Annotated in this window: 16 protein-coding genes; 11 read left to right on the plus strand and 5 right to left on the minus strand. The window is 48.1% G+C overall.

Going from position 1 to position 21898, the window contains the following annotated elements; genetic code table 11:
- Positions 1-187: 187 nt before the first annotated feature.
- Positions 188-358, minus strand: a complete 171-nt coding sequence (locus T456_RS0106395; protein ID WP_024865444.1) for a DUF362 domain-containing protein — start codon at positions 356-358, stop codon at positions 188-190.
- 340 nt (positions 359-698) lie between these two features.
- Between T456_RS0106395 and nifJ the strand changes: the two genes are divergently transcribed.
- Together nifJ and nudC are read left to right on the plus strand one after the other, a co-directional pair.
- Positions 699-4229, plus strand: coding sequence for a pyruvate:ferredoxin (flavodoxin) oxidoreductase (gene nifJ, locus T456_RS0106400; RefSeq protein ID WP_024865445.1), 3531 nt, complete (start codon positions 699-701; stop codon positions 4227-4229).
- Positions 4230-4389: 160 nt separating this feature from the next.
- Positions 4390-5259: an NAD(+) diphosphatase gene (gene nudC, locus T456_RS0106405; RefSeq protein WP_024865446.1), complete on the plus strand. Its 870-nt coding sequence runs from the start codon at positions 4390-4392 to the stop codon at positions 5257-5259.
- A gap of 105 nt (positions 5260-5364) precedes the next feature.
- Here nudC and T456_RS0106410 read toward each other — a convergent pair whose 3' ends face one another.
- Complete coding sequence (locus tag T456_RS0106410; RefSeq protein ID WP_024865447.1) at positions 5365-6156, minus strand: adaptor protein MecA; 792 nt, start codon at positions 6154-6156, stop codon at positions 5365-5367.
- A 685-nt stretch (positions 6157-6841) separates the two neighbouring features.
- On the opposite strand from T456_RS0106410, the gene T456_RS0106415 reads away from it, so the two are divergent.
- The 6 genes from T456_RS0106415 to T456_RS0106440 are packed head-to-tail and all read left to right on the plus strand — an operon-like array spanning position 6842 to position 12425.
- Positions 6842-8545 (plus strand): glycosyl hydrolase family 18 protein, encoded by a 1704-nt coding sequence (locus T456_RS0106415; protein WP_024865448.1) that lies wholly within the window; start codon positions 6842-6844, stop codon positions 8543-8545.
- 3 nt (positions 8546-8548) lie between these two features.
- Positions 8549-9607: an L-threonylcarbamoyladenylate synthase gene (locus T456_RS0106420; protein WP_024865449.1), complete on the plus strand. Its 1059-nt coding sequence runs from the start codon at positions 8549-8551 to the stop codon at positions 9605-9607.
- 14 nt (positions 9608-9621) lie between these two features.
- The gene (rpiB, locus tag T456_RS0106425) at positions 9622-10053 is read left to right on the plus strand and encodes a ribose 5-phosphate isomerase B (protein ID WP_024865450.1); all 432 of its coding nucleotides are present in this window, start codon (positions 9622-9624) and stop codon (positions 10051-10053) included.
- 19 nt (positions 10054-10072) lie between these two features.
- On the plus strand, positions 10073-10702 hold the full coding sequence (gene upp, locus T456_RS0106430; protein WP_024865451.1) for a uracil phosphoribosyltransferase: 630 nt from the start codon (positions 10073-10075) through the stop codon (positions 10700-10702).
- Between the two features lie 36 nt (positions 10703-10738).
- Positions 10739-11221, plus strand: a complete 483-nt coding sequence (locus T456_RS0106435) for a deoxycytidylate deaminase (protein WP_024865452.1) — start codon at positions 10739-10741, stop codon at positions 11219-11221.
- Between the two features lie 13 nt (positions 11222-11234).
- The gene (locus T456_RS0106440; RefSeq protein WP_242835884.1) at positions 11235-12425 is read left to right on the plus strand and encodes a cell wall hydrolase; all 1191 of its coding nucleotides are present in this window, start codon (positions 11235-11237) and stop codon (positions 12423-12425) included.
- Here the strand turns inward: T456_RS0106440 and T456_RS0106445 are convergent, their stop codons facing one another.
- Positions 12426-12917 (minus strand): DUF402 domain-containing protein, encoded by a 492-nt coding sequence (locus tag T456_RS0106445; RefSeq protein ID WP_024865454.1) that lies wholly within the window; start codon positions 12915-12917, stop codon positions 12426-12428. It abuts the gene before it with no gap.
- Positions 12918-12954: 37 nt separating this feature from the next.
- Here T456_RS0106445 and T456_RS0106450 point away from each other — a divergent pair, with 37 nt between their 5' ends.
- Both T456_RS0106450 and clpX read left to right on the plus strand, forming a co-directional pair.
- A complete protein-coding gene (locus T456_RS0106450; RefSeq protein ID WP_024865455.1) occupies positions 12955-15516 on the plus strand; it encodes a hypothetical protein in 2562 nt (853 codons plus the stop codon).
- A 40-nt stretch (positions 15517-15556) separates the two neighbouring features.
- Positions 15557-17173 (plus strand): ATP-dependent Clp protease ATP-binding subunit ClpX, encoded by a 1617-nt coding sequence (gene clpX, locus T456_RS0106455; RefSeq protein WP_024865456.1) that lies wholly within the window; start codon positions 15557-15559, stop codon positions 17171-17173.
- A gap of 188 nt (positions 17174-17361) precedes the next feature.
- Here clpX and arcC read toward each other — a convergent pair whose 3' ends face one another.
- On the minus strand, positions 17362-18300 hold the full coding sequence (gene arcC, locus T456_RS0106460; protein WP_024865457.1) for a carbamate kinase: 939 nt from the start codon (positions 18298-18300) through the stop codon (positions 17362-17364).
- Between the two features lie 230 nt (positions 18301-18530).
- Between arcC and T456_RS0106465 the strand changes: the two genes are divergently transcribed.
- Entirely contained in the window at positions 18531-19901 is a 1371-nt protein-coding gene (locus T456_RS0106465; RefSeq protein ID WP_024865458.1) for an MATE family efflux transporter, read from the plus strand.
- 16 nt (positions 19902-19917) lie between these two features.
- Here T456_RS0106465 and T456_RS0106470 read toward each other — a convergent pair whose 3' ends face one another.
- Positions 19918-21882 (minus strand): glycoside hydrolase family 2 protein, encoded by a 1965-nt coding sequence (locus T456_RS0106470; protein WP_035801465.1) that lies wholly within the window; start codon positions 21880-21882, stop codon positions 19918-19920.
- Positions 21883-21898 lie beyond the last annotated feature (16 nt).

Raw genomic sequence — 21898 nt, forward strand, 5'->3', positions numbered from 1 at the left:
CGTCCCTGTGCACTCGAAAACGCTGCGCGTTTCCTCGTTCATTTGGCTTCGCCAAATGCAAACCCTGCGCACTCGAAAATGCTGCGCATTTTCTCGTTCATTTGGCTTCGCCAAATGCAAAAATAAAAAAGGACGGTCTACCAAGTGAACTTGGAAAACCGTCCTTTTGTTATTTTTCCGCTTGGACTCAACCCTGAGAAATAGCTGATACAGGGCACTGAGCTGCGCAAGAACCGCAGTCGATGCATGTGTTGGGATCGATCTCAAACTGAGTATCTCCCTGAGAAATAGCTGATACAGGGCACTGAGCAGCGCATGATCCGCAGCTGATGCAACCATCACTAATAACGTATGCCATAATATGATCTCCTTCCGTTTGTAAAAAATATAAAGCCAATGTAGCATAACAAAGGGCTTTGCCGCGCCTTATCTTTGTTACTTAATTATCATATAATAAGAAAAATGAATTATCAATAGAAATTATCGAAAAGTTTTATCAAAAAAGCGGCGAAATCCGCTAAAACATTGACATCGGTAGCTTTAAAATGATACTATTGAAGTCGGCAGAATATAGCGAGAATATCCGTCACATCTGTTTTTCTTGGGAGGAAAAATATGTGGGCGGGCTTTTTTGCGCTTTATTTTATTTTTTGTGTACTAGCCAATAGACTCAAATAAAAAAGGTAGGAGGAATTAAAATGGCAAGAAACATGAAAACCATGGACGGTAACGAAGCTGCTGCATATGCTTCATATGCGTTTACAGAAGTTGCCGCCATGTACCCCATCACACCATCATCTGTTATGCCTGAGCATGTAGATGAGTGGGCAACAGCCGGAAAGAAGAATATTTTCGGTCGTACGGTTCAGATCACAGAGATGCAGTCTGAGGCCGGTGCAGCAGGTGCTGTACACGGATCACTGGTAGTAGGTGCTCTTACATCTACATACACAGCTTCTCAGGGACTTCTTCTTATGATCCCCGATATTTACAAGGTTGCTGGTGAGAGACTTCCCGGTGTATTCAATGTATCTGCTCGTTGTGTAGCTTCACACGCTCTGAACATCTTTGGTGATCACTCTGACGTGTATGCTTGCCGCCAGACAGGTGCTGCAATGCTTTGCGATTCAAGTGTACAGGAGGTTATGGACTTAACACCTGTTGCTTATTGTGCAGCAATTGAAGGCAGAATTCCTTTCATTAACTTCTTTGATGGATTCCGTACATCACACGAGATCCAGAAGATTGAGGTTTGGGATTACAAGGACCTTGACGAGATGGTAAACCATGAAGCCATCGATGCTTTCAAGGCAGGCGCTCTCAATCCTAATCATCCTTGTCAGATGGGCTCAGCTCAGAACCCTGACATCTTCTTCCAGACAAGAGAAGCTTGTAACACAGGTTACAATGAGCTTCCTGCAATCGTTCAGAAGTACATGGACAAGGTAAATGCTAAGATCGGTACAGACTACAAGCTCTTCAACTACTACGGCGATCCTAACGCTGAGGTTGTTATCGTAGCTATGGGTTCTGTAAATGATACAATCGAGGAGACAATCGATTACCTCGAGAAGCAGGGCAAGAAGGTTGGTGTTGTAAAGGTTCGTCTTTACAGACCTTTCTCAGCTAAGGCACTTGTTGAGGCTATTCCTGCATCTGTTAAGAGAATCGAAGTTCTCGACAGAACAAAGGAGCCCGGCTCTTACCGTGAGCCTCTTGCTCTTGATGTTATCGCAGCTCTTAAGGGAACACAGTTCGAGTCAGTTCCTGTATTCTGCGGACGTTATGGTCTTGGTTCCAAGGATACAACTCCTGCTCAGATCGTTGCAGTATTCAACAACGATACTAAGGAAGAGTTCACAATCGGTATCGAAGACGATGTAACAAACCTTTCACTTGATGCAGGTGCTCCTCTCGTAACAACTCCCGAGGGAACAACAAACTGCAAGTTCTGGGGACTTGGTGCTGACGGTACCGTTGGTGCTAACAAGAACTCCATCAAGATCATCGGTGATAACACAGACATGTATGCTCAGGCATACTTCGATTATGACTCCAAGAAGTCCGGCGGTGTTACAATGTCTCACCTCAGATTTGGTAAGAAGCCCATCAAGTCTACTTACCTCATCAAGAAGGCTGACTTCGTAGCTTGTCATAATCCTTCATATATCCGTAAGTTCAACATGGTTCAGGAGCTGGTTGATGGTGGTTCATTCCTCCTTAACTGCCCTTGGACAGTAGATCAGCTTGAGACTGAGATTCCCGGTCAGGTTAAGAAGTTCATGTATGATCACAAGATCAACTTCTACATCATGAACGGTTCCAAGATCGGTGTTGAAGTTGGAATGGGACCTACAAGGATCAACACAATCCTTCAGTCAGCATTCTTCAACATCACAAAGATCATTCCTGAAGAGGATGCCATCAAGTTCATGAAGGACGCTGCTCAGAAGACCTATGGTCGTAAGGGTGAAGATGTTGTTAAGAAGAACTGGGATGCTATCGATGCAGGTGCAGATCCCAAGAACCTTATCAAGGTTGAGATTCCTGAGTCTTGGGCAAACGCTGAGGACGAGGGTCTTGAGTTCAAGAAGGCCGAGGGCTCAAGAAAGGATGTTATCGACTTCGTTAACAACATCCAGTCCAAGGTTAACGCTCAGGAAGGTAACACTCTTAAGGTTTCAGAGGTACTTCCTTATGTTGCAGGTGATACACCTTCAGGTTCTGCTGCATATGAGAAGAGAGGTATCGCAGTAAACGTTCCTGCATGGGATGCTTCCACATGTATCGGATGCGGATTCTGCTCACTTGTATGTCCTCATGCAGCTATCCGTACAATCGCTATGACAGACGATGAGATCGCTAAGGCTCCTGAGGGACTTCAGACCAAGCCTCTTATGGGAATGGATGGATACAAGTACTCAGTTGTTATTTCAGCTCTCGACTGTACAGGTTGCGGATCCTGCGCAAATGTATGTCCCGGCAATAACAAGGGCGAGACCCTTAAGATGGGTGCTATTGCAGCCAACAAGGATGAGCAGAAGTACTTCGACTATGCAGTTACTCTTCCTATCAAGGATGATGTTGTTGCTAAGTTCGGCGAGACTTCAATCAAGGGCTCACAGTTCAAGCAGCCCCTCCTTGAGTTCTCAGGCGCATGCGCAGGCTGCGGTGAGACACCTTATGTTAAACTTGTTACTCAGCTCTTTGGTGAGAGAATGTACGTTGCAAACGCTACAGGATGTACATCAATCTGGGGTAACTCATCACCTTCAACACCTTACACAGTAAATGCCAAGGGACAGGGCCCTGCATGGGATAACTCACTGTTCGAGGATAATGCTGAGTTCGGTATGGGTATGGTACTTGCACAGAACGCTCTGCGTGATGCCATCAAGGAGAAGGTAGAAGAGATCGTTGCTGCCGGCGGCGCTGCTAAGGATGCTGCTCAGAAGTGGCTCGATACATTCTCAAACGGCGCTGAGAACTTCGCTGCTACAGATGCTCTCGTTGAGGCTCTTGCAGGCGACAGCTCAGATGCAGCTAAGTATGTTCTTAAGAACAAAGATTTCGCAGCTAAGAAGTCACAGTGGATCTTCGGCGGTGACGGATGGGCATTCGATATCGGATTCGGTGGTCTCGATCACGTACTTGCTTCCGGCAAGGATGTTAACGTTCTCGTTGTAAACACTGAGGTTTACTCAAATACAGGCGGACAGTCATCTAAGGCTACACCTACAGGTGCTGTTGCACAGTTCGCTGCAGGCGGAAAAGAGATCAAGCAGAAGGATCTTGCTTCTATCGCAATGAGCTATGGTTATGTATATGTAGCACAGATCGCTATGGGTGCTAACATGCAGCAGACCATCAATGCAATTAAAGAGGCTGAGGCTTATCCCGGACCTTCACTCATCATCGCATATGCTCCTTGTATCAACCAGGGTCTTAAGGCCGGCATGAACAAGGTTATGGATGAGGAGAAGAAGGCTGTAGCTACAGGATACTGGGATATGTTCAGATTCAATCCTCAGGCAGAGAACAAGTTCACTCTTGATTCCAAGCCTGCTACAGAAGACTTCCAGAGCTTCCTTGACGGTGAGGTTAGATACCTTTCACTTAAGCTCAAGAATCCTGAGAGAGCTGCTAAGCTCAACGCAGCTGCTGCAGAGCATGCTAAGGAGCACAGAGCTTATCTCGAGAAGCTGGTTACTCTCTACGGTAAGGACTGATCTTCGCAGAACCTGCTGTAAAGGCTGATATTTAAAAGCATAGTACCGCCCGGATGGTTCATTCATCCGGGCGGTATTTTTGCCTGTAAATATATATTTGTTTTTTTCAAATATTATTGTATGATGTGGTGAAAAGAAAACGGAAAGGCGGAATCTTATTTTGATACAGGATATACAGCCATACTTTTTGGACAACCATTTTGATCCCAAGGCAGCTCTTTTGCCCGGCAGCAGGATCATCATCATAAGAGACGATAACTATTTGTTAAAAGAAAAATCACTTGAGGAAGGCATTGTTGAGTTCCCGCAGGCCTCTGACTTTGCGGCCGGGCTTTCGGATGCGGATTTTGCCTATATCTTCACCATAGGAGAGGACAGCTTCTTTTTATACGTTTCCGATGAGGACAAGGACTTTGAGATTCCGGGATACAGCTACACCCGGCTTAATGTTATAAGGGGAAAAGAGCTGTCTCCCAAGCACATGGTATATGCTGCATTTACTGCATATCACCTCAATGCCTGGTATTCCACCTCGGTATACTGCGGAAAGTGCGGAACCAGAAATGAAATTGACAGAAAAGAGCGCGCCATGCGCTGTCCCTGCTGCGGTAACGTGACCTATCCAAGGATCAACCCCGCAGTCATCATAGGCGTCACAGACAAAGAAAACAATAAGCTCATCCTTACCAAATACAACAGAGGCTATGCAAACTTTGCTCTGGTCGCAGGCTTTACCGAGATCGGCGAGACCATGGAGGAAACTGTAGAGCGTGAGGTAATGGAAGAAGTCGGGCTCAAGGTCAGGAACATCAGATACTACAAGTCCCAGCCCTGGGGCATTGCCAGTGATATACTGTTGGGATACTTTTGCGATGTGGACGGGGATACCACGATCCACATGGACAACCTGGAGCTCAAGCTTGCGGGATGGTTTTCTCCGGAGGAGATCGAGCTTCAGCCAACGCCCTACAGTCTTACAAATGAGATGATGGGACTGTTCAAGGAAAAGGGATACGAAGGGACAATTTAAGAGCGCTAAGAGAAGAGAACTTCTTAAGGCATATGATACGAAGATCAAATAAAAATGCTCCGGAGGCACATGTGCTCCGGAGCGTTTTTTGTTATTAAACTGATCTTAGATACGGGATAATGTCTGTACCGCACTGGAATCAATCACAATGCTGTAGTGCTCTGCCAGATAATGCTCATCAGCTGTGCTTCCGATCTCGGTCTGGCCGTACTCGGTAAGCAGTGAGCAGATGTTGTCAAACAGTGTTCTGTCCAGGTCGCCCTGGTGAAGGATGAGATAATATTTGCCTCTTGCCTCGTCCTTGTAAAGAGTGTTGACTCCGTTGAACTTCCTGCTGACTATGGCTGCGAACTTGGTAACCTCATGTAATGAATCAAAGGAGAAGATCCTTGAGCCTTTGCGGCTTGGAACATCACTCTTGCGGCTTCCGCCGGTTTTCTCCTTGACCTTTCTGGAATCCTGTGAGGGGCTCATGGATGAATCTGTGAAATCGGGCATGTTGCTGTGCTGCAGTCTCTTGAAGAGGCCCATCACATCTTCCTCATCCTCCTCGTCATATTCCTCATAATCCTCATCGTAATCTTCATCTTCCTCATCTTCCTCGTGTACGGAAGGGGCGAAGTTGGAAAATCTTGTATCCAGCTCGTCCGGATCCTCCACCTTGGTGATGATAAGAACAATGCATTCCGAATTGATGGGGATTGCTTCGATCATCAACGGAGTGTCCTCCGCATCAAATCCATATTCTAAATTTGCCTGCTGCATCATGTCCTGGAAAAGCTCTTTGGCTTTGTCAGTTCCATAAGCAAGCTCGGAAATCTTGAGGTCACGCTTCGCAAGGTCATCTCTGGTAAGTGTACATCTGATCTGGTGATCGTTTACTTTCTCAATCTTCATGATGCATACCTCCTGACTTTGGAATACATAGATACTAGATGAAACAGTATTCTATGTCAATAGATATATCGTCATTAATTATGAAAAAACTTTGTAAAAAATCTAATTCTTAAGAAATCTTAAGAAATTTCGATGGTATTTCTTAAGAATTATCTGCTAAGATAATTCTTGTGAGATGCCTCATCCCCATTCTTAAGTCCGGAGAGGAGGCTGATACGGGAAAATTTATACGTCTTTTTACTATTCAATTTTCTTACCCGCAAGGGTAGGATGTCTTACTTATAATAGTTTCGGATATTAAATTCCCCAATTTACAATACATAAACAATAGAAACAACATAAAACAAAATTTAGTTTTTTCCCAATTCAATTATACCATATTTTGTGCCGGGATTGGCGGATATGGGAGGATTTTGGGGGTTGGCATCTCAGAATATTAATATATGTCAAAAGAGATTTGAACCGGTCGGATGGAATTTATCACAGCTAAAGACCTTTTGGCGGACCGGAACAATTCACGGAAAGGAAATAATCCATAATAACAATCAATAATGAAAAAGAAAGTCGGGGACCCCACCATGACTGATTCTCCTTGCTTGGTTATTCAAGTGGATTTGAGGACTTTCATAATGACGTAAACTTAATAGTCTGTTATAATATAGGGCGATTGTAAAGGAGCTAGAACATGAAGAAAAAGGTGATTCCGGCGATTATTATAATCGTCCTTATTTTTATTTTTGCGGGAATTTTTGCCGCACAGCAGTTTTTGAAGCGCTATTCCTACAGCACAGAGAAGGCTGATCTTGATAGCTATTTCGGAGTTACAAGCGAAGTAGATGTTCCCATCATTCTTGGAAATGAGTTTATTGAAGAACACGCACTTCTTCTGGACGGAACCTACTATATGGATTTTGACTCCATCCAGAAGTACATCAATGACAGATTCTACTACGGAGAAAAAGAGGGGATCCTTATTTACACCACCCCCACAACCATCATTACTACCGAGGCCAATTCCAACACCTGGACTGACTCTGACGGTGGTTCCACCCAGGAGCCTTACACCATATCAAGGCTTGAGAGTGGCGGACTTTACGTTGCCCTTGAGTATGTCAGGAAGTTTTCAAATTTCTATTACGAGGGATTCACAGAGCCCAATCATATGCAGCTGACCACCTCCTGGGAGGATGAGACTGTTGCCACCATATCCAAGGATACGCAGCTTCGTGTAAGGGGCGGCGTTAAAAGTGATGTGCTCCAGGAACTTGCTAAGGGAGACACAGTGGTCATCCTTGAGGAACTTGAGAACTGGTCCAAGGTAAAGAGCTCGACATCCTTCATCGGATATGTGGAGAACAAGAGGCTTACGGACATAACCACCAGAAGCCCCATTCCCGTCAATGATTACGTTGAGCCTGAATATTCCAATCTTTTAAGGGACCACAAGATAAACCTCGGCTTCCACAATATTGGAGGCCCCGCAGGTAACGATACATTTTCATCTGTCACGGCATCAATTAAGAGCCTTAACGTTATCTGCCCTACCTGGTTTGCGCTCTCCTCCAATGACGGAGATGTAAGAAGCTTTGCTTCCGCTTCCTATGTAGATGCAGCTCACAAAATGGGCCTTGAGGTATGGGGCCTTCTTGATAACTTCACCGGAGGCGCTGATGTATCAACCTCAGAGGTTCTGAATAGCTCTGCAAACAGGGCAAATGCCATTGCACAGACCATCGGCTATGCCAAAGAGTTTGACCTTGACGGTATCAACCTTGATTTTGAGAGTGTGCCTTCCGAGGATGGACAGTCCTTTGTGGAATTCGTAAGGGAATTGTCCATAGCCTGCAGGAAGGAAGGACTTGTCTTTTCCATAGATAACTATGTGCCCATGAACTTCAACGACTACTATGATCTTGAAGAGCAGGGCGTTGTGGCTGATTACGTGATCATAATGGGTTACGATGAGCATTATGCGGGCTCCAAGGAGGCCGGATCTGTTGCCTCACTTAAATATGTAGAGACCGGAATCATCAATACCCTTAAGGAGGTTGATGCCTCCAAGGTCATCAATGCCGTGCCTTTCTACACAAGAATCTGGCACAACTCCAACGGAACCATCACCAGTGAGGCGGTGGGCATGAAGACTGCTCAGGATTACATCACTAACCACTCCATCGAGCTTTCATGGGATGCAAACTGCGGCCAGAACTATGGCGAATATACGGGAAATGACGGTGTTCTTCATCAGATCTGGATGGAGGATGCTACTTCCATCGGCCAGAAGATAGACTCAATGAAGGCCAATAATATAGCGGGCATCGCAGAATGGAGCCTGGGAATGGAGACTCCCGACGTCTGGGATGTTATCGCTTCTTATATCGAGGGATGACAATTGGAAACGCAGATAGTACAGATAGACGAACAGAATATAGATGACAGGGCAAAAGAGATCCTGGCAAGAGCCGGAAGTATCATCAAACAGGGAGGCCTTGTTGCTTTCCCCACCGAGACGGTGTACGGCCTTGGAGGAGACGGCTTAAACCCTGAGTCCTCAAAGAAGATCTATGCGGCCAAGGGCCGCCCTTCAGACAATCCGCTTATCGTCCATGTTGCAGACATGGAGGCAGTGGAGAAGATTGTGGAAGAAGTGCCCGAGGCAGCTTACAAACTGGCTAAGGCCTTCTGGCCCGGCCCCCTTACTCTTATAATGAAGAAGAACGGCAAGGTCCCTTACGAGACTACAGGCGGCCTTGATACAGTGGCCATAAGGATGCCCTCCAACAGGATTGCCATGGAACTTATAAAGCAGTCCGGCGGCTACATTGCAGCGCCCAGCGCCAACACCTCCGGAAGGCCCAGCCCCACACTGGCTTCTCACTGCATAGAGGACCTCTCCGGTAAGATAGAGATGATAATCGACGGCGGTGCAGTGGGCATCGGCCTTGAGTCCACCATCATCGACCTGACCTCGGATACACCCATGATACTTCGCCCGGGTTACATAACCCCTAAGATGCTTTCGGATGTCCTTGGCAGCGTTGATATCGACAGGACCATCATAGACAGCACTTCAACCCAGAAGCCCAAGGCTCCCGGCATGAAATACCGCCACTACGCGCCAAAGGGGCAGCTCACCATAGTAGAGGGCAGCCAGGATGCGGTAATAGCCTACATCAATGCCCGGTCAAAAGAGGCAGCGGCTAAAGGTCAAAGGGTTGGAATAATCGGAACAGATGCCACCAAGGGCCTGTACAACGCCGATGTTATAAAGAGCGTAGGAAAGAGAGAAGACGAGGAGACCATAGCCCATGAGCTTTTCAAGGTCCTTCGTGAATTTGACGAGGAGAACGTGGATGTGATGTTTTCCGAGTCTTTTGACGACAGCGGCCTGGGCCAGGCCATAATGAACCGCCTTCTGAAAGCGGCGGGCCACAATAAAGTTGTAGTATAATGGAGGAAGCAGAAATGATAGCACTTGGAAGTGACCACGGCGGATTTGATCTCAAGGAAGCCGTAAAAAGACATCTCGACGAGAGGAAGATAGAGTACAAGGATTTTGGTACCTATGACAAGAATTCCTGTGATTATCCTGACTTCGGAAGGGCTGCTGCAGAGGCTGTAGCCTCAGGAGAATGCGAGAAGGGAATTGTTATCTGCACCACAGGTATCGGAATTTCCATCGTAGCCAACAAGGTAAAGGGCGTAAGATGTGCACTTTGCTCAGAGACAACCACAGCAAGACTTACCAGAGAGCACAACGACGCCAACATGCTGGCCATGGGCGGAGGAATGGTAGGAGAGCTTTTGGGATGCGAGATCGTGGACGTATTTCTTGATACACCGTTCTCCGGACTTGAGAAACACAGTCGCAGGATTGCCAAGCTGGAGAACTGCTAATAAGGAGGGAAAAAGGATAATGGGAAAAGTAGTTATTATGGATCACCCGCTGATCCAGCACAAGATTGGAATGATCAGAAAGACATCAACAGGAACCAAGGACTTCAGACAGACCATCAGCGAGATCGCTATGCTGATCTGCTATGAGGCCACAAGGGACCTTCAGCTTCAGGATGTTGAGATAGAGACACCTATCTGCAAGACCACAGTTAAGCAGCTCAAGGGCAGAAAGCTCTGCGTTGTACCGATCCTCAGGGCAGGCCTTGGAATGGTTGACGGAATGCTCACACTGATCCCTGCAGCAAAGGTTGGACATATCGGTCTTTACAGAGATCCTGAGACATTAAAGCCCGTTGAGTATTATTGCAAGATGCCCGCAGACGTTTCAGAAAGAGAGATCTTCGTTGTAGATCCCATGCTTGCTACAGGCGGATCTTCCGTTGCGGCAATTCAGATGCTCAAGGACAGAGGATGCCATAACATTCACTTTATGTGCATCATCGCAGCTCCCGAGGGACTTAAGGCAATGCAGGAGGCACATCCTGACGTTGATATCTATGTAGGTTCTCTTGACGATCACCTCAACGAGCACGGCTACATCGTACCCGGTCTTGGAGATGCGGGAGACAGAATTTTCGGAACCAAGTGAGCGATACGGATTGCACATACATAGGGGGAGAAACGTATGAAGCGAGAAGACTACATATCCTGGGATGAGTATTTTATGGGCGTTGCCATGCTGGCAGGGATGAGATCCAAGGATCCCAACACCCAGGTAGGCAGCTGTATTGTCAGCGAGGACAACAATATCCTCTCCATGGGCTACAACGGCTTTCCAAAAGGGTGCTCCGATGAGGATTTTCCCTGGGAGAGAGACGGCGAGGACGAGCTTTCCACCAAGTACCCTTTTGTAACCCATAGTGAGCTCAACGCTATCCTTAACTACAGGGGCGGAAGCCTTGTTGGCGCCAAGATTTATGTATCTCTTTTCCCCTGCAATGAATGTGCAAAGGCTATTATTCAGTCTGGAATAAAAACCGTTGTCTACGACAGCGACAAATACAGCTCCTCAGCTTCCACAAGAGCATCCAAGAAGATGTTTGATGCGGCGGGAGTAAGGTACTACCAGTATCAGAGGAGCGGAAGGAATATACAGATCACCATTTGATGTCATGAGAATTTTGCGGACACCGAAAACAACCAAAAACTTAATAGACAGGGTCAGATATAGATTACCGGTTCTTTGTCTGGCTGCGATGGTGGCCGCTGTTTCTTTTCCCGTGACAAGCTATGCTACCGAGAATACCAAGAAGCAGCTGGAGGAAGCCAAGGAGAAGAAGGAGCAGTCCGAGAGCGAACTTGAGAACACCAAGGACGACATCGCAGAGATGAATGAGGAGAAATCCTCACTCCAGGGACAGCTCAACAACTTAAACCAGCAGCTTAATGAAGTTTCCGATAACCTGGAAGAGCTGGAGGAGCAGATCGATACCAAGGAAACGGAGATCGAGAATACCCTGGCGGAACTGGCCGTAGCTAAAGTCAAAGAGGAAGAGCAGTATGCTTCCATGAAGAAGCGTATCCAGTTCATTTACGAGAAGCAGAATTTCGTTGTGATGGGAATGTTCCTTGGAGCCACGAATTTTGCGGACTTTTTGAATCAGAACAATTATATCGAGCAGCTGTCTGCTTACGATAGAAAGATGTTCAACCAGTATGTGGAGACCAGACATCTCATCGAGGAAAAAGAGGCAACTCTGGAGCAGGAGAAGGACCAGCTCCAGGAATATCAGGTCAAGCAGCAGGCTGAGCAGAGCAGAGTTTCCGGGCTGGTGAGTCAGACCTCCGGAACCATCAAGCAGTACTCCAACGACATCTCGGATGCGGAGGAGAAGGCAAAGGCCCTGGAGGATCAGATCAAAGCCCAGGAGCAGGACATCAAGAAGCTGGAAGCCAAGCTGGCGGAGGAGATAAGACTCTCCAAGCTGGCAGCGAACTCCACCTGGAGGAATATCTCAGAGGTGACTTTTGCGGAGGGCGACAGAGCGCTTCTTGCAAACATCATCTATTGCGAAGCCGGGTCAGAGCCCTATGCGGGCAAACTGGCAGTGGGTTCGGTAGTAATAAACAGAGTTTTGAGTTCGGTTTATCCGGATACGGTTGTGGGAGTTATTTACCAGAACAAGCAGTTCTCACCGGTGGCCAGCGGAAGACTTGCACTGGCTCTTGCAGACGACAAAGCAAACGCTGACTGTTACAGGGCGGCGGATGAGGCTATGAAAGGCTATTCCAATGTTGGGAACTGTGTGTATTTCAGGACTCCGGTTCCGGGACTTACCGGAACGCAGATAGGAGGCCACATTTTCTACTGATCAGGGGGTGTCGTCTTTGGCGACTTCCTGTATCGGAGCAGTCAGTGACTCAATACCATCTGAATAGATTTCACCAAGGAGCCTGTTCAGGGAGAGCAGGCTCTTTTTAAGAAGAGTCTCATCGATGAGGCGCTTCTCAAAGGCCTCGGACAGCTCGTCCAGGTCAACAACCCTGATCTTGCCGTCGGGAAAGATGACCACGTCGGCCAGAAGGTCGATTATGGTCAGCGAATTTTTGTCAGGATCGGATTCATAGGTTATAATGTCACAATACCAGCAGTAAAGTGAGCCATCGCTTTTAAGGAATTTACTAATCCTATAACCTCTGTCAAGATAATAGCAGGTGAATCCGTGGGAAAAATCGTTCCGCGCTTTGAGAACCTTCCATTTGGTCAGAATTACAGAGTCGGTGCGCTTTAGAATGATATCATCTTTTAGTTCGATGCATTCATCGGGGATGAAACGTTTACGAAATAAAGTTAGATTATTCATACAAAAATAATACTCTTACGGAAATTGAAAGTCAATTATGCGGGAATCATCCATAAGATTAAGGCTTATCAAAATTGCATATTTTATTCTTGTTCTGCTTATAGGCATTTTTGTGGCTGGTAAGCTTACAAACGGCGAGAACACTGAGATGTCCGCACCCATGCCGGATGCGTCGCTTCCGGTGGTGACACTGTCTACGGACAAGATTTCGGTAAACCCGCTAAGGGGCTATACATCAGAGATCGACATAGGGCATCTTAGGGGGAATATCATTCCCGTCGGGGCCGGAAGGACCCTTAGCTACAGGATAGATACCTTTGGCGGCAAGGTCAGTGATCTTCAGTTTGAGATGAGGAGCATAGACGGCAAGAGCCTTGTGGAGAACACTCCTCTTACGGATTACAAGGAAAGTGACAATGTCATCGAAGGCTCTTTTCAGCTAAAGGATCTTATAAGCGCTCAGAAAGAGTACATGCTTGTAATGATCATGGACACTGATATAGGAAAGGCCAGGTACTACAGCAGGGTTGTGTGGACGGAGGATGACAGCCTCTATCACCTTAAGGATGAGGTGGATTTTGTCAGGGCCTTTTCCGATGCCACCTTCAGCAAGGAGGCGGCTCAGGAATACTCAAGGTATCTGGAGTCCAATTCCGAGGGTGACAATACAACCTTCAGCAGGGTCAATATCCACAGCAGTTTCAGCCAGGTGACCTGGGGAGACCTTAATGTTTCAAGGTACTCGGATCCGGTGGTCTATGTGACGGACCTTCACGGACAGACAGGTAGCTACGAGCTTAAGTACAGGGTGATGGTCAAAGAAGGAACCCTTGGCAGGATCTACAATGTGACCGAGGACTTCAGGGTGAGGTACACCACTGACAGAATGTACCTTCTTAATTATGAGAGACGGATGAACTATGTGTTTGACTCCGGCTCCTATGCAGTTGGCAACAACACCATCGGCCTTAGCATTTCCGAACCCGATGTACAGCTTCTTGAGAGCAGCAGCGGCAGTGCCTTTGCTTTCGTTAGCGAGAGGCGCCTTTACATGTTCAACAATTCAGAGAATAAGCTGGCGTATCTCTTTGGCTTTTACGATTCGGCCCACGATGATATAAGGACAAGGTGGGACGGCCACAGCATCAAGATACTGAAGGTGGATGAGGCCGGAAATGTAAGATTTGCGGTTGCGGGGTACATGAACCGCGGACTCCATGAGGGAAATGTGGGCATCGCCGTCTATGATTATGACGCGTCCATAAATGCCGTGGAGGAAGTGGGATTCGTTGAGAGTACCCAGTCCGAAGAGATACTGATGCACTATGTGGATACACTGGCGTACTGTGGAAGCGGAGACGTTCTGTATGCGATGCTTGATCAGAATATCTACGCAGTTGACCTTATAGACCATAACGCCAGCCTGGTGGTAGATAACATTGGCGCAGGACAGTACAAGATATCCGAGTCTGAGAGCACCATTGCATGGCAGAGCGACCTTAAGAAGCTGAGTCTGATGAGCCTCAATTCCAGGACTGCTTCCGATATTGAGGCAGAGGCCGGGGATTACATCATTCTTCTTGGCTTTATGGGTGAGGACCTGGTATACGGTCTTTGCCACAGCGATGATGTGCGAAGCGACAGGATCGGAAATCCCATCTACGCCATGTACACCATCTGTATAGAAGACACTGACGGAAATACCCTGGAGAACTATCATCCCGAGGGGATTTATGTCACCGGTGTCAATATTGTGGACAACCAGATCAGGCTTACAAGAGTAGTCAGGGATGAGGAGAGTGATAATTACGTCTCCACATATGATGATCAGATAACCAGTACACTGAAGGCTGAGGAGGGCAGCAATACCGTTTCTCAGGTTTCCGTGGATATTTTTGAAAAGATTGTTCAGATCAACACCAAGAGTGATATCAAGCAAAAGCAGCTCAGGGTCCTTACACCGAACCAGACTCTTTTTGAGGGCAGCAGGAACATTGCACCGGGCCTGGAGAGAGATGCCACCCAGAAGCCTTTCTACTATGTCTACGGACTTGACGGAATCAGAGGCATCTACACCAATCCGGCAGATGCGGTGAGCCTTGCAAATACCGCTCCCGGTGTGGTTGTTGGAGACGACAACAGATATGTATGGGTAAAGGGAAATCTTCTTCGTTCCAACCAGATCATGTCCATCACAAGAAGTGCTGAGAGCTATGAGGATATTACCTCCACCGACAGCACAGTGGTGTGTCTTGATCTTATCCTTAAGTTTGAAGGAGTGAACCGGAACGTGGAGGCTCTTTTGACCGGAGGAAGCTCTGTTGTTGATATCCTTAAGGATTCTCTCACCGAGGCACAGATTTTGGAGCTGGACGGATGTCCTTTGTCATCTGTGTTATACTATGTTAATCAGGATCTGCCGGTTCTTGCCATGCTCAACGATGGACGGGCGATGCTGGTGATCGGATTCAATGACCTTAATACGGTGCTGATGGATCCCCAGACGGGACAGGTTTACAAGTACGGAATGAACGATTCCGACAAACTGTTCCAGGAGAACGGAAACCACTTTATTACATATATAAAGAGCCAGTGGTGATGCCCGGGGCTTAGGCCGGGCACACAGAAACGGAGTACCAATGAGTGACGATTTAGATTTCAGAGAAGTTACCGACGATGAGAGCGTTGATATAGTCGATGACGGCACAAAGAGCGGAAGCAGCGCGAAGGGCGGAAGTGATAAGAAGCCTGAGAGCGAAGTTTCCGACAAGGCTGAAGGCAGCGTTGAAACTCCAGATAAGAAGGACGATGCGGACAAAAAAGACAGCGAATACGAGGATGTTTGCTTTGTGTGCAGACGTCCCGAGAGCAAGGCCGGCAAGATGTTCCATCTGCCCAACAACATCTGCGTCTGCGATGATTGCATGCACAAGACCATGGATGCAGTGAGCCAGTTCGATTACCAGAACATGCTCAATAACCCGCATCTTATGAGCGAGCTCAATAAGCAGACAGGCAGCAGCTTCCCGGGATTCGGCTTCCTTAACATGGATGACCTTAAGAACGGCGGTTTCAATCTTGGGGGAGGAATTCCAAACACCCAGAAGATCAAGAAAAAGAGCGAGAAAGAGGCTAAGCCTGCCATAAATATCAAGGATATCCCTGCGCCTCACAAGATAAAGGCCAAGCTTGACGAGTATGTTATCGGCCAGGACCAGGCCAAGAAGATCATGTCCGTTGCGGTCTACAACCACTACAAGAGAGTGGCCACCGACACAATGGATGAGATAGAGATCGAGAAGTCCAATATCCTGCTTCTTGGACCTACCGGAAGCGGTAAGACCTACCTTGTAAAAACTCTGGCAAGGCTCCTTGATGTGCCCCTTGCCATTACCGATGCCACATCACTTACGGAAGCCGGCTATATCGGCGACGACATCGAGAGCGTTGTTAGTAAGCTCCTTGCGGCAGCAGGCAACGATGTAGAGAAGACCGAGCACGGAATCATCTTTATCGATGAGATAGATAAGATCGCCAAGAAAAAGAACACTACCTCCAGGGATGTCAGCGGCGAATCCGTTCAGCAGGGAATGCTTAAGCTCCTTGAGGGCTCTGACGTGGAAGTGCCTGTGGGTGCCGGCAGCAAGAATGCCATGGTTCCTCTTGCCACAGTCAACACCAGAAACATTCTGTTTATCTGCGGCGGTGCCTTCCCGGATCTTGAGGACATCATCACTCAGAGACTCAACAAGCAGACCTCCATCGGATTTGATGCCGACCTCAAGGACAAGTACGAAGATGACCCAAATATCCTTTCCAAGGTTACCATTGAGGATCTCAAGAAATTCGGTATGATCCCCGAATTCCTGGGAAGACTTCCCATTATCTGTACTCTTCAGGCCCTTACCAAGGACATGCTGGTACAGATCCTGAAGGAGCCCAAGAATGCTATCCTCAAGCAGTACCAGAAGCTTCTTGCTCTGGATGAAGTGGATCTTCAGTTTGACGATACAGCACTGGAAGCCATTGCCGAGAAGGCCATGGAGAAGGACACCGGAGCCAGAGCTCTTCGTGCCATCATAGAAGATTTCATGCTGGATATCATGTATGAGATTCCCAAGGATGACAACATTGGCCGTGTTACCATCACCAGGGACTATATAGAGGGCAAGGCATCTCCGTTGATCGAGATAAGGGGCGACGGAGTCGGCCCGAGGCTCCCTCAGTTTAATACGGAGGCTGCCACCGAAGTCTGATGTATAAGAGGACGGATAAAAAGTCTGATAAATAATCAGTAGTATATAACACAAAACTAAGAAGGGCGTTTCATCCCCGGCACTGCATTGCAGTCAGTCGGAATGAAACGCCCTTTTGTTTTATTGTCAGTCCGGGTAAAGAACCCTCGTTTGTTCTGTGACTGCCCCGGGAAGATCTCCCCGGCGGCTCAGCCGTTCACGATCATGGTTCCGGCTTTGCCCTTGAGGGCATCGGCAACGGAAGTGAGTGAAGTGATAAGAACCGATCCGTCGGGATTGGCTGAAAGGAACTCGATGGCGGCTTCTATCTTGGGAAGCATGTCAACTTCGCCGAATTCGCCGTCCTCGATGTACCTCTTTGCCTCGGAAACAGTCATTCTGGCGATGGGTGACTCCTCGGGAGTCTCATAGTTGAGGTATACGTAGGGCACGGAGGTGAGAATGATGAGCCTGTCTGCCTTGAGATCTGCTGCAAGCTTGCCGGCGATGGCATCCTTCTCGATGACTGCGGAAGCACCTTTAAGAACATGTCCCTGCTGGATAACCGGGATTCCGCCTCCTCCGCAGGCGATGACCTCCTGACCTGCATCAACCAGAGCCTTTATGGCATCAATCTCTACAATATCAATGGGCTTGGGAGCGGCGATTATTCTTCTGTAGCCGTTGCCGGGCTCCTCCCTTACGAAGTTGCCTTTTTTCACCTCGGTGTCAGCGTCCTCCTTGGACATGTTGCGGCCAATGGCCTTGGTGGGCGCATAGAAAGCCTCATCATAGGGGTCAACCGTTACCTGGGTGAGTATGGTGCTGACGGGAGTTGAGATCCCGCGGCTTGTGAGCTCTGTCTTTAAAGAATTCTGAATATCAAAGCCCACATAACCCTGGCTCATGGCATTGCACACGCACATGGGAGCCGCTGTGTAATCAATGTATATCCTGTGGAGCTCTGTCATGGCTTTGTGGATCATGCTGACCTGAGGGCCGTTGCTGTGTGTGATAACCAGCTGGTATCCGGCCTCGATAAGATCTGCGAGGGCCTTGGCAGTAACCTTTGTGGCATTTTTTTGTTCGTTGGTGGTAACGCCGAGAGCTTCATGTCCCAGAGAGACCACAGCTTTTTTGTTGTCCATCTTTTCCCCGTTTCCGCGCCGTTTGTAAGTGAAATGCCCCTCCGGCGCCATTAAGATAAAGTTATTATACATGATTTTTGTGAATTATGCTCTTGTTGTGCGGATTTTTCACCATGTATTTTTGGCGAAATTGTGCTTGATTATATTTGATATTGTAGTAGACTTACATTTTGTCTGTTGCAGTAATGTATTGTTTATTTTTGTTCGCTAAAGCGACAGTTGGGATATTTATGCAGAATAAATCAATTGTAAGGGACCTCACAGTGGGGGATCCCATGAAACTCATTATCGGATTTGCAATGTCTCTTTTCTGGGGCATGCTTTTCCAGCAGCTTTATAACATCATTGATACCGCCATTGTTTCCTGGTTCCTGGGAAAAGAGGCATACACCGGAGTGGGCACCACCGGCGCCGTGAACTTCCTGATCATGGGATTTTGCATGGGCGTATGCAACGGCTTTGCCATCCCTGTTGCCCAGAGATTCGGAGCCAAGGACTTTAAGAGCATGAGAAAGTTCGTATCCCATGCCATCATTCTCTGCTCTGTATTCGCGGTAGTCATGACATTTTTTGTAAGCGTATTTGCGCGTCAGATCCTGGTGGCCATGCGCACTCCCGCGGATGTTATTGATTACGCCTACGGCTACATCATCGTGATATTCCTTGGAATTCCCGTGACCTATATGTACAACCTGCTCTCCGGTGTCATCAGAGCCCTGGGAGACAGCAAGCACCCTGTGCAGTTCCTTATTATTGCGTCCATCATCAACATTTTCCTGGACCTTCTGTTCATCGTGCCCTTCCACATGGGAATCACGGGAGCGGCCCTTGCGACTGTGCTGTCACAGGGGATTTCCGGCATCATGTGCCTTGTGTTCATAATCCGCAAAATGGATATCCTCCACCTAAAGAAGGAGGACTGGGAGCTTGATCACTCTCATTTCATGATCCTTTTAAATATGGGAGTTCCCATGGGACTTCAGTATTCCATCACTGCCATAGGAAGCGTTATTCTTCAGATGGCCATCAACGGCCTTGGAACAGATGCTGCGGCTGCGGTAACAACAGCGGCCAAAGTCGGAATGTTCTTCTGCATTCCCTTTGACGCCCTCGGATCCACAATGGCTACCTACGGCGGTCAGAACGTTGGGGCAAAAAAGCTGGAGCACCTTCAGCAGGGCCTTGTGGCAGCCGTAAAGCTTGGCTGCGGCTATGCGCTCCTGGCATTTCTGGTGCTGTACTTCTTCGGAAGGTCCTTTGCTCTGATATTCCTTGATGCTTCGGACGTTGCCTGCCTTGATAACGCGCATCTGTACCTTATCATCAACAGCGCCTTCTATATTCCCCTGGCTCTTGTAAACATAGTCAGATTCCTGATCCAGGGAATGGGCTTTTCAATGTTTGCTGTTTTGGCGGGAGTTATGGAGATGATAGGCCGAACCCTGGTGGCGGTAGTGCTGGTTCCGATCTTCGGATTCCCCGCAATCTGTTTCGCCAGCCCCATCGCATGGATACTGGCGGATGCCTTCCTGATCCCGGCCTATATTTCCGTAAAGAACAAGCTTAAGAGAATCTTCAACGGTCAGGTTGAAGTCTACTGATAAAGCTTAGAAAAGATCACTGATTGTTGATGCCTGAAGTCATGTTGGGGTCAAGATCCGGATTGATCTTGGTAATGCGCCTGTCATAGGTGATAAGGCCGTTTACCTCTTCCTCAACATCACTAAGCTGAGTATATACCACTCCCGAGAGGCCCTTGGTGATAAGGGGCTTCATGGAGCCGTTCACAAGATTGTAATATGCGACACCCAGTTCATCCAGGGTGTCGTATTTTTTATATCCGTAAATCCTGTCCACGCTGCTGTGTCCGTCGATATGGCAGGCAAGGCCGCCGTACTCGGAGATCACAAAGGCGCGGTTTTCATTGTTGACTTCAACGGTGAGGGGCCTGAAATAGTTGTGGACACTTCTGAAGCTGCCGCTGCCCTCATCAAACCAGCCGCTGGCCTGGTCAATTGGACGGGTAGGATCCAGGTCTTTTGCCATGGTGGTGGCACCTGCGGCATTGAACTGTCCCCAGCCCTCGTTGAACAGAACCCAGGTTGCGATGCTGGGAACGTTATAAAGGTGCCTGATGGTAGCAAGCATCTCCTGAAGCCACTCGGAGCGGCCCTCGGAATCTCCTCTTGAGAAGGTCTTGTAATGGGATGGACCGTCGTTCATGCGGCCGAATACCTTCGGGAAAAGAGTCGGCAGATAAGACACCACGGGCTTGGCATAGGAGGAACCTCCGCTTACCATGTCCTGCCAAACGATCATACCCAGGCGGTCGCAGTGGTAGTAATATCTTGCGGCCTCCACCTTGATGTGCTTGCGGAGCATGTTGTAGTGGAGCCTCTTCATCTCCTTGATATCGAAAATAAGCGCCTCATCAGAAGGGGCGGTATAAAGCCCGTCGGGCCAGTATCCCTGGTCCAGAACTCCCATAAGGAAGTAAGGCTTTTTATTAAGGAAAAACCTGTAGATGCCTTCGCTGTCGGGCTCTACGGTAAAGCTTCTCATGGCAAAATAGGACCTTACGTTGTCATTTCCTGCCTCGATCACAAGAGGATACAGGTAGGGATCCTCCGGAGACCAGAGGTGCGGGTCCTCAATCCTGAATTCAAAATCATAGCAACAGCTGTCTGAAGGCGCCTTGCCGTCAGGGCCACAGGGACAGGTGTCAGAGGAAAGGAATGTCTCCTCAGTGCTCTTCCATCCGGAAGAGCCTGTGCTCTCGGGAGAGCGCACCATCTCATGCCCCGGTATCTTAACAGTCACCTTACAGGGACTGCAGGTGGAAACCTGAATGGAAACGGTCTGAAGGTCCTGGCCGGGAGTTATCTTGATCTGCCTAACATAGTTTTCGGGAACTTCCTCGATCCAGACGGTCTGCCAGATTCCGCTCTGACAGGTGTAGTACATGCCGCCGCGCCTCAGGGTCTGCTTACCTCTGCTGTGATAGGAGGAGTCGCTGGTATCCCTGACTCTTACGCAAAGCTCGTTCTCCTCGAGGGTCCGGGATCCATCCCCGGAAAACTTCAAAAGATCTGTTATATCAAGGGTAAAAGGAAGATATCCTCCGCTGTGGGAACCCGCAAAGGAGGAATTTACATATACGTCCGCAAACTGATCCACTGCGCCGAAGTGCAGAAGGAAGCGGGAATTTTCACTGCTTCTTTTTAATACGGGAAGTGTCCTCTTATACCAGAGGTACTGGTCGGGCAGAAGTCTCTTTTCCACTCCGGAGAGCATGGCCTCCGGCGAAAAGGGAACCAGGATCCTGCCGTCCATTTTGCTGGGGATCTGTTCTCCAAAGGCGTTGTTGAGCCCTTTGGTGTCGAATTCGGAAGGCTGTGGCACGATGGAATACTCCCAGTAGCCGTTTAAGTTTATGTAGCTGTCCCTGACAAACTGAGGCCTGGGGTACTCAGCAAGCACGTGTTCCGGATCAAGATTTTCTCCCCAGGGGGTAAAGAGCCTGTTCAGAACGTCGTCTTCATGGGGCTTGTCGATAGCTTTTATTGCGTCAATGAGATCCATATGTGTCCATCCTTAA

This window comes from Butyrivibrio sp. FCS014 (assembly GCF_000526935.1).
Classification (GTDB): domain Bacteria; phylum Bacillota; class Clostridia; order Lachnospirales; family Lachnospiraceae; genus Butyrivibrio.